The following is a 13,980-nucleotide window of genomic DNA, read 5'->3' on the forward strand; positions in this document are numbered from 1 at the left end:
GAGATGGAACCGGGCGAAAATAAAACCGTTGATATAGAGGTATTGCGTAATTTAAAGCACGATATTAAAAACGAGCTTTCGGGGATGATACTGTGCCTGGAGCAGTTGCGCTACGAGCTAAATGACGCGCCGCCCGACTGGAAATACTATATGGATTCCATCAGCAACGGTTGCGGTAATATCAACAACTTTCTGAACGAGGCGGAGTCGTAAGATAGTCCGGAAGACCGGAAGTCGGAAAGTCCGGAAGTGAACTATTAGAGCCAGCTCCCTGCTCAATCTTTCGGACTTTCCGACTTATGCGGACTTTTCCGACTTTCCCCCAACCTTTTATGCCTTTTTTTGTTTAGATGGTATAGAAAAATTTTACAAAGCCATTAATGTCTATTTTTAGTTATAAACAGCGTAATAATATTACCCTGATCAGCATTATTTTGCTGGGATGTTTATTGTTTTACGCACTGAGCGACCTGTTTAGCTCTATTCTGGGCGCTATTGTTTTATACACTATTTTCCGGCCTTTTTACCTTTACCTGGTCGAGGGTAAAAGATGGAATAAATCATTAGTAGCGGTTATCATTATCCTGATATCCGTTATTGTAGTGGTGATCCCCTTTCTTACGCTCAGCTTTATGATGATCGATAAGATATCAACCCTCAACCGTAACACTTTCCCTATTGAACAATGGCTGGGCAAGCTGGACAGTTTTGCCGGATCGAACTTTAAACAACCCCACCTGGCCGATAGTATCATGCTCAAAATAGGCAGCCTGGCTACCGATTTGTTTCCGTCTATACTCAGCAGCGCGGCCAGTATTATTATTACCCTGCTGGTAATGTATTTTTTACTGTACTTTATGTTTGTGCAAATGCGCGAGTTTGAGACCGGCTTACTGCGCTTCGCGCCCTTTCGCGAGCAGCACGCCCTTAAGTTTGCTGTAGCCTTGCGTAATGCTACTTACTCCAACGTACTGGGGCAGGGTATTATCTCTGTTGTACAAGGCATATTGCTGGCCAACGGTTTCCTGGTATTTGGCATCCCCGATCCTATATTTTGGGGGGTTATAGGGGCGTTTATTTCGTTTTTGCCGGTTGTGGGCGCACCAACCTTATGTATCCCGGCAGCTATTATCATCATCATAAACGGGCATACTTTAAAAGGGATTTTGTTGATGGCCTATGGCTTACTGTTTATAGGCAATGTAGATAATGTACTGCGTATGATCATTAATAAGCGTATTGCCAACACGCATCCCATTATATCTATTATCGGGGTGTTTATTGGTATCCCTTTGTTTGGTATATTAGGGCTGGTTTTTGGCCCCGTGCTGTTATCGTACTTTTTACTGCTGGTAGAAATATACGAAACCAACCGCCTGGCTGCCGACCGGCTTGAACGGATAAAAACAGGCCCTGATATTTCAAATTAAAAAGCGATAATTGTAATAAGACAGCCATAAATGATAATTTGACGGGCGGGATAACGTTAAGGAAATATAAAAAATAGATTTTTGATAAAAATTAGTCGATAAAAAAAACAATTGTTCAACTTAAAAATTATAATACTATGAATGATAACACAAAGGTAGTTGTAGCATTGCTGGCAGGATTAGCGGCAGGAGCAGCGTTAGGTATTTTATTTGCCCCCGATAAGGGCACCGAAACCCGTGATAAACTCAGCGAATCATTAAAAAACCTGGGCGATTCTATTAAAGAAACAGCCGCGGCCGAAATTGACAACCTGGTTGGGTTTAAAGACAAAATTGTTGACAGCATTAAAAGCAAAGTAAAAGGCGCCGAAGAAGAATATCAGGACGACCTGGAACACGCCTGAATATAGATATCATGTCCCGTTGTTGGCTAAGGCTGGCAACGGGATATTTATAAACATACACCTGCATGGAAGACAAAGACAAGAAGGACCAACCGCCTATTATTGACCAGCTTAAAGAATACCTGGAAACCTATTTAAAGCTGGCCCGCTTACGGGCTATTGAAAGCGGTACATCGGTATTTGCCGGCATGATAACCGATGCTTTTATTATACTCGGGTTATCGGTTACCTTATTGTTTGCAAGTATTACACTTGCCTTATACCTGGCAACGGTATTTAACTCGTACTGGCAAGGCTTTGGGTGTGTAGCATTGGTGTATATCATTGTCATTATTTTTGTAATGGTATTCCGCAAAAGCCTCGAACGCCCAATTGTTAATGCACTGCTTAAAAAACTTTTTAAATAAAAAAACGTGATGGATCGGCATATCAGAAATATTGATGATTTACAAGGCGAGATTGCACGGCTTAAAGAGTTGCATCAACAACAAAAAGCAGCTATTGGCGAGCGTTTCAGTAGTCCGTCGGCTGTGTTTTCTACCGCGTTCTCGCTGTTCCCAAAGTCAACCGCAACTCATACCATAAAAGACAGCGGCGTACTTGACCAGGATTATTTTGGCCTGCTTTCGCGTATAATTTTGCCGCTGGCATTAAATAAAACACTGTTCCGGAATTCTAACTTTATTGTAAAAACCCTTGTGGGGCTGGTATCGCAAAAAGCATCGCACTATATCAGCGAAGATTCGGTTAGCAGTATCTGGGATAAGGCTAAAGCGCTGTTCAGTAAAATTGGCGGAGGCAAAAAAGACAAACCCGTGCACCCTAAAAACTTGCAGGGCTTTGGTGTACCGCCCATGTAGACTGTGATTTTATTTAAAGATTCACCTGATTTTTACCTTTACTTGTGCCCCCGCAAACAAGTAATCACTATGCAAGCTGTTTATGAAAACACAAACAGTGGGGATATAAACTTGATTTACAAAAAATCAACATTCCCTTTCCTGCGTTTTAACATAAACCTTACCTTTGCTTTTTAATACTTGCTTGTGGGAAAAGATAAGTTAAGGCGTTTTGCCGAGATCAATACTTTTAAAAATGTGGTACAGATGGATGCCGGTAAACCCTTTCAGGGTAACTGGGCCAACGGCTTTTTTGCCAATACCAACCCTGTAGTGCTGGAGCTGGCCTGCGGTAAAGGCGAATACACCGTAAACCTTGCCCGGCTTTTCCCCGATAAAAACTTTATTGGCGTTGATTATAAAGGCAACCGCATTTGGCGCGGCGCCAAAACCGCTATTGAAGAAGGCATCCACAACGTGGGTTTCCTGCGCATCCAGATAGAGAACCTGCTGGATTACTTTGGCCCGGGCGAGATAGACGAAATCTGGATCACTTTCCCCGACCCGCAGCCACAACTTAGCCGCGAGAAAAAGCGGTTAACATCGTCCCGTTTTTTGGTGATGTATCACCCCTTGCTTAAGCCGGGCGGCAGCGTTCACCTGAAAACCGATAACGACGGCCTGCACCAATATACTGCCGATAAAATTACCGAACTGGGCCTTCCGCTGCATATACGTACCGAAGACCTTTACCACTCGGAACACGCCGACGAGGTGCTTTCCATTAAAACCTATTACGAGAAAAAGTACCTGAAGGATAATAAGAATATTAACTATCTTAAGTTTTCATTTGAGTAATAATGGAGCGTGCCGATTTTTATGACCAGGTTTACCAGGTGGTAAGGCTTATCCCCAAAGGGCGGGTTACATCATACGGAGCTATTGCAAGTTACCTTGGTACTAAAGGGTCATCACGCATGGTGGGTTACGCTATGAATGATGCCGGCAAAGTGCATCCGCAGGTGCCCGCACACAGGGTGGTGAACCGGCAGGGTTTGTTAACCGGTAAATTCCACTTCGGCGGCGATACCATGCAGCAAATGCTGGAAAGTGAAGGCGTAAAAGTGGAAGATGATCAAGTGGTTGATTTTAAAACCTTGTTTTGGGACCCGGCTATAGAGCTGGCTTTGTGATTTTACTTCCGGTGCTTTTGGAATTGCGTCGTTATTAAATTATACAATTCATGAAAATTGGTTTGTAAGCCATTTGCGTTAATACATATTGGTGTGTTATACATGCGGTAATTGATTTTCATCATGCGCCGTTTAAAACTCCCCTGCTGTGCGGCAATATATTTCTCCGGATCGGATACCATTAACAGGATAAACCGCTGACTTTGAACCTGTGCTGTACTAATCCCGTCAATTTCATTCCAGGGTATCAACCCGCCGCTTACGGCGCTCGAATTATCTGTTATCCCCAGCTGATCAATAATCAATCCTGGCCGGTCATCAAACATTTTTTTAGCGGCGAATACGGCACAAAAGCCAAAAAACAGGATAGCCGCGCTTCCAATAATAGCAATGAACCGTGTATTTTGCATTAAGGGGTTTAAAAATGTGGTAGGTTTAATCAAGAAAAACACGCCTGCCACAACAAATAAAACCGAACCCACTAACAGCATAAGCAGTTTACGTTTACTTAAAGGGATCATTATAGTTTCCATATTGATAAGTCTATTTAATTTTGATCATACTCCAATAATTCCATCCGGTTGCCAAACGGATCAATAAAGGCAAACCGTTCCCTGCCGGGGATAACCGGCTCCCAAACAATTTCCACACCCTTACTTTCCAGGTAGGCTTTGGCCGCTTTTACATCAGCCACCTCAAACGCGCTGTGGCGGATGCTGCGGGGCAATGGCTCTTCCACACCAATATGCAGTTGGATGCCGCAAATATTAAACCAATGCCCCGGCCGGCCAAAAACATCGGGCCGGTAAGTTTCGGTCAAACCAATGATACCGGCATAAAAAGCACGTGCTTCCTCCAGCCGCTCTTCGGGAACACAAACGTGGATATGGTCTATTCTTTTAAAACTGATCATTTTGATGTGCAAATATGCATATATGCAGATGTGCAAATGGAGGAATGCGCAGCTTCATCTGCATATTTGCATATCCCCGCATCCGCACATTTAACTGTTTAACTCGTCCCAATACTCCACCGCGCGGCGGTAATGCGGGATCACGATAGAGCCGCCCACCAGATTGGCTATCATAAATACTTCGTTCATTTCATCATGCTTTACGCCGGCTTCGTGGCATTTGCCCAGGTGGTATTTAATACAATCGTCGCAGCGTAATACCATGGATGCCACCAGGCCCAGCATTTCCTTTGTTTTTACATCCAGCGCGCCATCGGCATAGGTGGTGGTATCCAGCGCGAAGAAGCGCTTGATATTGGTATTGGCTGTTTCCATAATCCGGTCGTTCATCCGGGTACGGTAGCTTTCAAAATTGTCTATTAATTCTCCCATGGATATTTAATTATTGAATGCTTGAAGGTCTGAATTATTGAATTAACCTTGTACAATTTTCTTCAAAAAATTATGTAAAACGGATATCAATATTTAAATTGCGAAAAATATTAGCAATTGCTAATCGATAATGCAATCATTCACTAATTCAATCATTAGCTTATGGAATCCCTGTCACCAAACATTTTCACTAACGATATGAAAGCTACTGTGGCTTTCTACCAGTTATTAGGTTTTAAAATAACCATGTCTGTGCCCGAAGAAGGCGACGATTTAGTTTGGGCCATGATGACCGATGGCAGCGTAACCATGATGTTCCAAACGTTTGAAAGTTTGGCCGATGATCTGCCCGAAATATCGCGCGGTAAGGGCGGGTCGTTACTGCTTTACATCAATGTGAAAAACATCCGCTCATTTTTTGATGAATTGGAAGGTAAAGTAACAGTATTGAAAGGGCTGGAAACTACATTTTACGGCGCAACGGAGTTTTCGATATTAGATAATAATGGCTACGTTTTAACTTTTGCTCAGCATGAATAAGTCTTAAGTTCAAAGTCGTTAGTCTTAAGTCTGAAGTAGAAAAGCAAGTATTTAAAAAATGGGGAAGTTTCGGGATTTGATCGCCTATAAAAAAGCATTTGGGCTTTCAATGGAAATATTTGAATTGACCAAGAAGTTTCCTAAAGAGGAAACATATAGCTTAATAGATCAAATTAGGCGCTCATCAAGATCTGTTTTTGCGAGCATCGCGGAAGCATATAAAAAGCGGAGATATCCTAATCATTTTATAAGCAAATTAACAGATGCCGATATGGAAAACGGAGAAACGCAGGCGTGGCTTGATGCTTCCTTAGCTTGCAATTATATCACACGGGAACTGTATAATGATTTAAATAAAAAAGTGAGGAAGTAACCTATTTGTTGATTTACATGATTAATAATCCGGATAAGTTTCAATAAGGTTCAGACTTAAACTAAAAACTAAAATGACTTCAGACTCAAGACTTCAGACTCAAGACTTAAAACGTTGTTCATGGTGCGGTACCGATCCGCTCTACATGGAATACCATGACAAGGAGTGGGGCAAACCCGTACATGATGATAAAATCCTGTTCGAGTTCCTGGTATTGGAATCGGCACAGGCGGGCTTAAGCTGGATCACTATTTTGCGTCGGCGCGAGGGTTATCGCCAAGCTTTCGCCGATTTTGATGTGCACAAGGTTGCCGCTTTTGACGAGACCGATGTGGAACGGCTGATGCAGGATGCGGGGATCATTCGTAACCGGCTGAAAGTTTTAGCGGCCATTAACAATGCCAAACTGTTTATCGGGATTCAAAAGGAGTTTGGATCGTTTAACGATTACTTATACGGCTTTATGCCCGGCGGCAAACCAGTTGACAATAAACCCCAACCCGGCGGCATCCCGGCGGCTACCGAAGTGTCGGACGCGATTAGCAAGGACATGAAAAAGCGAGGGTTTAAGTTTTTCGGCACTACAATCTGTTATGCCCATATGCAGGCCACCGGCATGGTGAATGACCACTTAGCAGATTGCGATTTTAGATAGACGTATGTCGGCCGGTAATACAAACGGGGCCGACCCGGCCATTAGCCATATTTGCCACCCCGTAACCGTGATTAAAATTATGGTTCATGAATTTTTATTGCCCATTTCAGGTGATTTATTTCCATAATGCCTGTCTTTGCTTTTAAGTACAAAGCATTTTCCCCTTTATTTGACCTGTTTGCCCCTCCACGTCTTTTGCTTTAAGCGGTACTTTAGAGCAATTAACACTAAACAATCAATTTTTAACCGCGGGTCTGCCTATATCAGTCCGGTGAAGTACTGCTATTCGGTGAAGAAAATACCATACCTTTTATTGTTTGTTATATACCTGTTGCTGGTTATCGCATATCTGTTGCTGTTTCTTATCATATACATTTTTAGTTTAAGCAACTAAAAAATAGCTATATCATCCACTTCCGGCGGTTAAACCCTTCGTCTTCCAAATTATGGAACAAAGCACCCTTTTAATGAGTAATAGCCATCAAAAAGACAGACGATCACGAACCGTTCCGATGGAACGAAATAAATCGTTATCTGCTTGCTACCAACCAGTCGTTCCTACAGAACGGCTATACTGTCATCCCGGAGGGATGTTTGGTGGGTAGTAGTAATGAATATATATCACCTACGTTCCATCGGAACGTTTGGTAAAATTTGCGTTCCTGCCTTATTACCCTTTTAACCACCCTGCTTATATTACACTTATTATTATTGGTAAAGAATATATTCCGGGAAATAAATATTTTTAGCAAAAAAGTGTTCTTTTGGTGCATTTTAGCAAATATTCCCCCGTTATTTGACCCATTGCACCCCTTTAGAAAATACAAGTACCAGCTACTTTTGAAATCATAATTGTTCCCGATCAGACCAATTTTTCGGCAGTGACAATTGAACCAATTATTTATTAAAATTTATTAATTATGGGAATTTGTACTTTTTTAATTAAAAGGAGAAACCGGGCGCTTTCATTAATAGCCTTTTGTTTCTTTTCTTTTGCCGCCCTGGCTCAGAACAAGCCGGTCAGCGGGAAAGTTGTTGACGCCACAACCGGCGAGGCTTTAATCGGGGCCACGGTTACCATCGTTGGAACAAGCACCGGTATTGCAGCTGATGTTGACGGGAAATTTACGCTCAATGTTCCGCCTAACGGAAAGCTGCAGTTTAAAAGCATAGGCTATACAGCGGTTACGCTTAACGCCGATTTTACAAAGCCCATGCTGGTTAAACTCTCCGCAGATAATAACGGGTTAAATGAGGTGGTTGTAGTTGCTTACGGAACGCAAAAAAAGGCGACCGTAACCGGCGCCATCGCTACTGTTACATCAAAGGTGTTTGAAGACCGGGGCCCAACCAACAATCCTATTGCCAACTTACAGGGCCAAATCCCAGGCGTTGTTGTAACCAGAACCTCGGCACAGCCCGGAAGGGAGAACTGGAATTTCCAGATTAGAGGTGCAACATCGGTTAATAACCAGGACCCGCTTGTGATTTTGGATGGGGTTGCCATAAACAACAATAATGAACTGAACTCCATCAACCCTGATGATATTGAAAGCATATCTGTTTTAAAAGACGCATCGGCATCTATATACGGTGCGCGTGCAGCTTATGGCGTAGTATTGGTTAGTACCAAAAAAGGCAAAAGCGGTAAAATGCAGGTTCAGTACAGCCCAACCGTATCCGAAAAACTGATCGGGCTGCAGCCAAACATGACCAATGTAGAGCAATGGGCTAATGGCCTTAAAGAGGCAAAAATAAACGATAACTACGGCGTGGTACCTTCCACCGACCTTTGGTATCAGATGGCCAACTTTGCGCTGGCTAATAATGGCACCGTTGTTTTAGCATCACAAATTCCCGGATACAACGGCTCGGCAATAACCGCGGGCCTGTTCTACAACGGCGTTCCTGTTCCGGTATTCGGCGATGTAAAGGAACTTGACTTTACTGATACCAGGATGTCGGATGTGCTTTGGGGCAGGGCTACATCTACCCAGCATAACCTGAATTTTTCGGGCGGGAGCGAGAAAAATACTTACCGAGTATCATTAGGCTATCTTAGGGACGGCAGCCAGCTAAAGTTTGGCAATAATGGCAACCAGCGTTATAACCTCAGGTTTAATAACGGATATAAGTTTAGCGATAAAGTGAGCCTGGAAACCAATGTATCGCTGGAAAAAAATGATATCCAGCAGCCTACGTTGTACACTACAGGCAGTTATAGTGCGTTAGGTAACGGTTTTCAACCGGGCATACCGGCGTTTACACAATCCGGTCGCCCGTACCAATGGGGTGGCGTTATCAGTCCGCCGGGACAGTTGAGGGACGGTGGCGACAACCTGGAGTATAATACCCGCGCATTGCTTAACACAACGCTAACCTATAACTTTTTAAAGCACCTCACCTTTTCGGGAACAGCCGGCTATAATGTATGGTTTCAGGATGATAGGGTGCAGGCCAAGTCGATCCAGTTTTATTCTTATGATGATAAGTACCTGATCTCTACCACACCAAGCATCGGGACAGCCGGAAATACTACAGGTAATGCCAATTATTTCCGTCAGAATATCAGTGATCCATACTATAACCTGATTGCCAGGGTAACCTATGCCAATACCTTCGCCAAACATCACGATGTAACGATGATGATCGGTAGCTCGTACGAAAGAGATGAGTATGATATGACCAACTCCCGCACCTATAACCTGGGTAGCGAAGATATCCCGTCATTAGGCGGAGGATTATCAAGCGGAACAGGCGGTTTTGTAGTAAATGACGAGGTGCGGAACCATTACGCTTTAGGTTCATATTTTAGCAGGCTTACCTACGCTTTCGACCGGAAATATCTTTTAGAAGCTACCGGCAGGTACGATGGCTCGTCTAAATTTATCGATTATAAAAGATGGAAGGCGTTTGGCGCGTTATTATTAGGATGGCGTATTTCCGAAGAATCTTTTGTGAAAAAGCTAAACATTTTTGATGAGCTGAAACTGCGTGCCTCTTATGGTACAACCGGTAATCAGGCCGGGATAGGTTTGTATGATTATATACAACAATTAGGCGCCAGCAGCAGCAACACCTTACTGGGTTCAAGCATTGCTACACAGGTACGGACATCAGGGTCCCTGGTATCATTGGACAGGACCTGGGAAACGGTTAAAAAAACCAACCTGGGATTAGATTTTGGCGTTTTAAAAGGCCATTTAACAGGTTCGTTTGAAATGTTCAGGAATTTTAACGATAACATGTTAATCGGTGTAACCTACCCGGGGGTATTGGGCTCGGGTGCGCCGCAGTCTAACAACGGGAAACTAAAAACATGGGGATGGGAGGGTATTGTAACCTGGAAAGACCGTATCGGTAAAGTAAATTATACCGTATCGGGCAATATTACCAACAGCCAAAATAAACTGATTTATTATAACGGTACACCATTGCTTGGCGCGGGTTACAACGGCGCTGTAGAAGGTTATCCGCTGGGGTCTTATTTCGGGTTGAAGTATGCCGGCCGGATACAAACCCAGGACCAGTTAGATGCCTATAACAAGTATTATAATCCCGGAGGCGTGGTGAACACCATCGGGCTACCGATTGCCAGCGCGCTTACCAATCTTCCCGGCCAATTTTCGGGCCTGCGCCCGGGCGATAACATGTTTGCCGATGTGAACGGCGACGGCAAGCTGACCACAGGAACATCAACCTCGGATATGGGCGACCTGGTGTACCTGGGCAGCGATATACCCCGTTTTACGTTCGGCCTTAACATTGGTCTGCAATGGAAAGGGTTTGATTTTTACAGCATTTTTCAGGGCGTGGGCAAAAGAACAATATTCCGCGCCAACGGCAGTGCCAATAACTGGCGTACACCTTATACCGCACTTGGCCAGGCCCAAACTACTGCCTGGATAGGTAAAACCTGGTCGCCGGATAATACGGATGCTTATTATCCTAACCTGCATACCAACGGTATTAATGGTTATAACTACCAGGCTTCTACCTGGTCTGTTGAAAATGGCGCGTATGTACGCCTGAAAAATGTGGTATTGGGTTATACCCTGCCAAAATCGCTTTTACAAAAAAGCGGGGTTATCAGTGGCTTAAGGGTTTACATTTCCGGAAGTGATCTGTGGGAGATCAGCGGGATCCATGATGCCTGGGACCCGGAAGTTACCCGGACCACACAGGGCAATGAGCGCTACCCTTTTTATCGTTACCTGACCCTTGGCGCAAACATCACTTTTTAATTAAACGGACATGAAAAATATCAACAACAAGTTTTTATGTTACCTTACTGCTGCGCTTTTGCTGACACAGTTTGGGTGCAATAAAATTACGAACCTAAAGCCGCAGGATACACTTTCTGATGCTGCGTACTGGACAAAACCAACTGATTTTAAAACATTTGCCAATCAGTATTATGGTTATCTGCACAATTTTGGCAATTCATTTGCAGATAATGCGCATTATGACGGCAGGGCCGATGTGTTTGGCGGCGGCGGCGCTTTCGGTGCCGGAACCAATACTGTACCCGCTACCGACGGTAACTGGACCAACAATTACGCTAATATCCGCAACTGTAACTACCTGTTAGAAAAAGCGGACGGCTTTGCTGATCAGGCCGGTATTGCGCAATACGTTGCCGAAGCCAGATTTTTCAGGGCTTATTGCTACTTTGAATTATTGCAGCTTTACGGCGGCGTACCTTTAATTACTAAAACGCTTGATCTGAATTCGCCCGAACTGTATGGCGCCAGGGCAAGCCGGGATGCGATAGCAGACCAGATCATTGCCGATCTGGAAGCAGCGATACCTGGTTTACCGGCTACCATTGCAGCTTCATCTGCCGATTTCGGCCGCGTTAGCCGCACGGCTGCGCAAGCCTTTTTAGGCCGCGTAACCTTGTATGAAGGTACCTGGCTTAAATTCAGGAGCGGGGATGCAACACGTTATAATGCTTTGCTGGATAAATCGACAGCCGCATCAAACGCGGTGATCACCAGCAATCAGTACGCGTTATTTGGTACCGCCGCATCTAATGCATTGGGTGGCAATAGTACTGTTTTGGGCGACTCCGCGCAAAAATACCTGTTTATCCTGGAGAACCCTAAATCCAACCCGGCGGGGGTAACCAAGACGGCCAATCACGAATACATTTTAGCCTACCGTTATGATGATGTGCTTAAAACCATCGGGACTAATATCAGCCGCCAGGGTACACAGATAGGGCCGCAGCATAAGTTCATTAACGCGTTTTTATGCCAGGATGGTTTGCCTATCGAAAAGTCGCCGCAGTTTCAGGGCTTTCAAACCTATGGGTCGGAATTTGCCAACCGCGATAACCGGTTAAAGTACACCACCAAAATAATGAACATGTACTACTGGTACGGCAATATTAACTACCGCGTTACCTGGATCAATGATGCTGCGGATAATGCCAACTCCTTAGGGAAAATTACCCAGATAGGTGGTTACGGCAACCAAAAATGGGTTACGGAAAGGAATTGCCCGGATACCAAGGAATCTGAAGATTACCCGGTAATACGTTACGCCGAGGTTTTGCTGAATTACGCGGAAGCCGTTTACGAGCGCAACGGAACTATTACCGACGCTGATCTGAATAAATCTATTAACCTGGTGCGTTTGCGTGTCAATAAAAATATGCCTCCTTTATCCAATGCCTTTGTGGGTGCTAACGGGTTAGATTTCCGTACAGAGATCAGGCGTGAGCGTTTTATCGAACTGTATTACGAAGGGTTTAGGTTTGATGATATTAAACGCTGGCACAGTGCCGGTACCGATCTGGTAACCAACACCGGCGGTACAGCTTATGGTAATGCAAGCGCTTTTGTAAGCCAGTGGCCAATCGGTATAAAATACGTCGGGACACAAGCCCAGATCGGCCCGAACCCATTAGCCCCGGCACCAACCAACGCGCGTGATGCCAACGGCGCACTGATCCTTGATAATACAGCGCGGTCTTTTGCCGAAAAAAACTACCTGTATCCAATACCTACACAACAGATAGCCCTTAATCCTGCCCTTGTTCAAAACCCGGGCTGGTAATATTCCTGGAACCCCGGTTGATCTTGCTTCAACCGGGGCTTTCCATATACTTAACTGAAAAGCTATAAAAACATGAACATAAAGTTTAGCATCCGGTTATTGATGCGATGGATAACCTTATGCGCGTTACCCTATTTAAGCTTCGCGCAAAGCGCTCAGATCAAGGCGATCAAACCCGGTGAATTATGGCCTGATGATCGTGGAAATCATGTGCAGGCCCATGGCGGAGGAATTATCAAAGTTGAGGATACTTATTTCTGGTACGGCGAAGAGCGGGCAAAAGGACTGGATAGCAACAAACGTTATGTGAGTTGCTACGCCTCGAAGGACCTGACCAACTGGGTTTTTAAAGGCGACGTTGTGCAAATGACAGACCCCGAAAATTTAGGCCCCGGATGGATCCTGGAACGGCCCAAGGTATATCATAATAAAAAGACCGGGAAGTACGTGCTGTATTTCCACATGGACAATAAGACCTATAGGGTAGCAAAAGTAGGTATCGCTATCGCGGATAAACCCGACGGTAACTTTACCTATTTAAAAAGTTTCAGGCCGCTGGATCATGAAAGCCGTGATATTGGCCAGTTTATTGATGACGACGGCACTGCTTACCTGGTATTTGAAGACCGCCCTTTCGGCTTCAGGATAGCCAAACTGGCAGACGACTACCTGAGCATCGAAAAAGAAGTGTGCCTGATCCCGGAGCATATGGAAGGCGGGGCAATTGTGCATTACAAAGGATTGTACTATGCCATAGGCTCGGCATTAACCGGCTGGAAAGCTAACCCGAACAAGTATGCCACGGCTACCTCATTGGCAGGCCCATGGTCGGCTTTTAAAGATATCGCGCCAGCCGAAACAAATACTTATGGATCGCAATCAACCATGATCATTAAGATAGTTGGCGACAGGTCTACAACGGCCATATTTATGGGAGATATCTGGAAGCCTAAAACACAATGGGACTCCCGGTATCTTTGGATGCCTCTGGAAATAGGCGGGGGTAACCTGCGGCTCCCCGAACCTAAACCCTGGGAACTGAATATTAAAAGCGGGGAATGGAAGTATGCCCCCGGGCAATAAACAACATTAAATTTCACAATCTTTAAGAGATGAGGCCATCAGGGTTTCATCTCTT

General features: G+C 44.6%; 16 protein-coding genes. 13 read left to right on the forward strand and 3 right to left on the reverse strand.

Features of this window, described 5'->3' with window-relative positions; all coding sequences use genetic code 11:
- Nucleotides 1-3: 3 nt before the first annotated feature.
- From AC07M6_RS18140 to AC07M6_RS18170, 7 genes are all read left to right on the forward strand, one after another.
- Nucleotides 4-213 carry a hypothetical protein gene (locus AC07M6_RS18140; RefSeq protein ID WP_494891839.1) on the forward strand — a complete coding sequence of 70 codons (210 nt, stop codon included), beginning with the start codon at nt 4-6 and terminating at the stop codon, nt 211-213.
- Nucleotides 214-380: 167 nt separating this feature from the next.
- Entirely contained in the window at nt 381-1,430 is a 1,050-nt protein-coding gene (locus AC07M6_RS18145) for an AI-2E family transporter (RefSeq protein ID WP_494891841.1), read from the forward strand.
- Between the two features lie 137 nt (nt 1,431-1,567).
- Nucleotides 1,568-1,834, forward strand: coding sequence for a YtxH domain-containing protein (locus tag AC07M6_RS18150; RefSeq protein WP_494891843.1), 267 nt, complete (start codon nt 1,568-1,570; stop codon nt 1,832-1,834).
- Nucleotides 1,835-1,899: 65 nt separating this feature from the next.
- Nucleotides 1,900-2,241: a hypothetical protein gene (locus AC07M6_RS18155; protein WP_494891845.1), complete on the forward strand. Its 342-nt coding sequence runs from the start codon at nt 1,900-1,902 to the stop codon at nt 2,239-2,241.
- A gap of 9 nt (nt 2,242-2,250) precedes the next feature.
- Entirely contained in the window at nt 2,251-2,694 is a 444-nt protein-coding gene (locus AC07M6_RS18160; protein WP_494891847.1) for a hypothetical protein, read from the forward strand.
- A 186-nt stretch (nt 2,695-2,880) separates the two neighbouring features.
- A complete protein-coding gene (gene trmB / locus AC07M6_RS18165) occupies nt 2,881-3,531 on the forward strand; it encodes a tRNA (guanosine(46)-N7)-methyltransferase TrmB (protein WP_494891848.1) in 651 nt (216 codons plus the stop codon).
- 2 nt (nt 3,532-3,533) lie between these two features.
- On the forward strand, nt 3,534-3,866 hold the full coding sequence (locus AC07M6_RS18170) for an MGMT family protein (RefSeq protein WP_494891850.1): 333 nt from the start codon (nt 3,534-3,536) through the stop codon (nt 3,864-3,866).
- A gap of 2 nt (nt 3,867-3,868) precedes the next feature.
- Here AC07M6_RS18170 and AC07M6_RS18175 read toward each other — a convergent pair whose 3' ends face one another.
- From AC07M6_RS18175 to AC07M6_RS18185, 3 genes are all read right to left on the reverse strand, one after another.
- Nucleotides 3,869-4,399, reverse strand: a complete 531-nt coding sequence (locus AC07M6_RS18175) for an STM3941 family protein (protein WP_494891852.1) — start codon at nt 4,397-4,399, stop codon at nt 3,869-3,871.
- Between the two features lie 14 nt (nt 4,400-4,413).
- The gene (locus tag AC07M6_RS18180) at nt 4,414-4,779 is read right to left on the reverse strand and encodes a VOC family protein (protein WP_494891854.1); all 366 of its coding nucleotides are present in this window, start codon (nt 4,777-4,779) and stop codon (nt 4,414-4,416) included.
- Nucleotides 4,780-4,869: 90 nt separating this feature from the next.
- Nucleotides 4,870-5,211 (reverse strand): carboxymuconolactone decarboxylase family protein, encoded by a 342-nt coding sequence (locus tag AC07M6_RS18185; protein WP_494891856.1) that lies wholly within the window; start codon nt 5,209-5,211, stop codon nt 4,870-4,872.
- Between the two features lie 162 nt (nt 5,212-5,373).
- On the opposite strand from AC07M6_RS18185, the gene AC07M6_RS18190 reads away from it, so the two are divergent.
- The 6 genes from AC07M6_RS18190 (at nt 5,374) to AC07M6_RS18215 (ending at nt 13,925) form a co-directional block, all read left to right on the forward strand.
- Nucleotides 5,374-5,751 (forward strand): VOC family protein, encoded by a 378-nt coding sequence (locus AC07M6_RS18190; RefSeq protein WP_494891858.1) that lies wholly within the window; start codon nt 5,374-5,376, stop codon nt 5,749-5,751.
- Between the two features lie 58 nt (nt 5,752-5,809).
- Nucleotides 5,810-6,124 (forward strand): four helix bundle protein, encoded by a 315-nt coding sequence (locus AC07M6_RS18195; protein WP_494891860.1) that lies wholly within the window; start codon nt 5,810-5,812, stop codon nt 6,122-6,124.
- Between the two features lie 73 nt (nt 6,125-6,197).
- The gene (locus AC07M6_RS18200) at nt 6,198-6,779 is read left to right on the forward strand and encodes a DNA-3-methyladenine glycosylase I (RefSeq protein WP_494891862.1); all 582 of its coding nucleotides are present in this window, start codon (nt 6,198-6,200) and stop codon (nt 6,777-6,779) included.
- A 920-nt stretch (nt 6,780-7,699) separates the two neighbouring features.
- The gene (locus AC07M6_RS18205) at nt 7,700-11,023 is read left to right on the forward strand and encodes a SusC/RagA family TonB-linked outer membrane protein (protein ID WP_494891864.1); all 3,324 of its coding nucleotides are present in this window, start codon (nt 7,700-7,702) and stop codon (nt 11,021-11,023) included.
- Between the two features lie 10 nt (nt 11,024-11,033).
- Nucleotides 11,034-12,842, forward strand: a complete 1,809-nt coding sequence (locus AC07M6_RS18210) for a RagB/SusD family nutrient uptake outer membrane protein (protein WP_494891866.1) — start codon at nt 11,034-11,036, stop codon at nt 12,840-12,842.
- 72 nt (nt 12,843-12,914) lie between these two features.
- Nucleotides 12,915-13,925, forward strand: a complete 1,011-nt coding sequence (locus tag AC07M6_RS18215; RefSeq protein ID WP_494891868.1) for a family 43 glycosylhydrolase — start codon at nt 12,915-12,917, stop codon at nt 13,923-13,925.
- The last annotated feature ends 55 nt before the right edge of the window (nt 13,926-13,980 follow it).

The organism is Mucilaginibacter sp. GW821-FHT07H05, assembly GCF_059418485.1.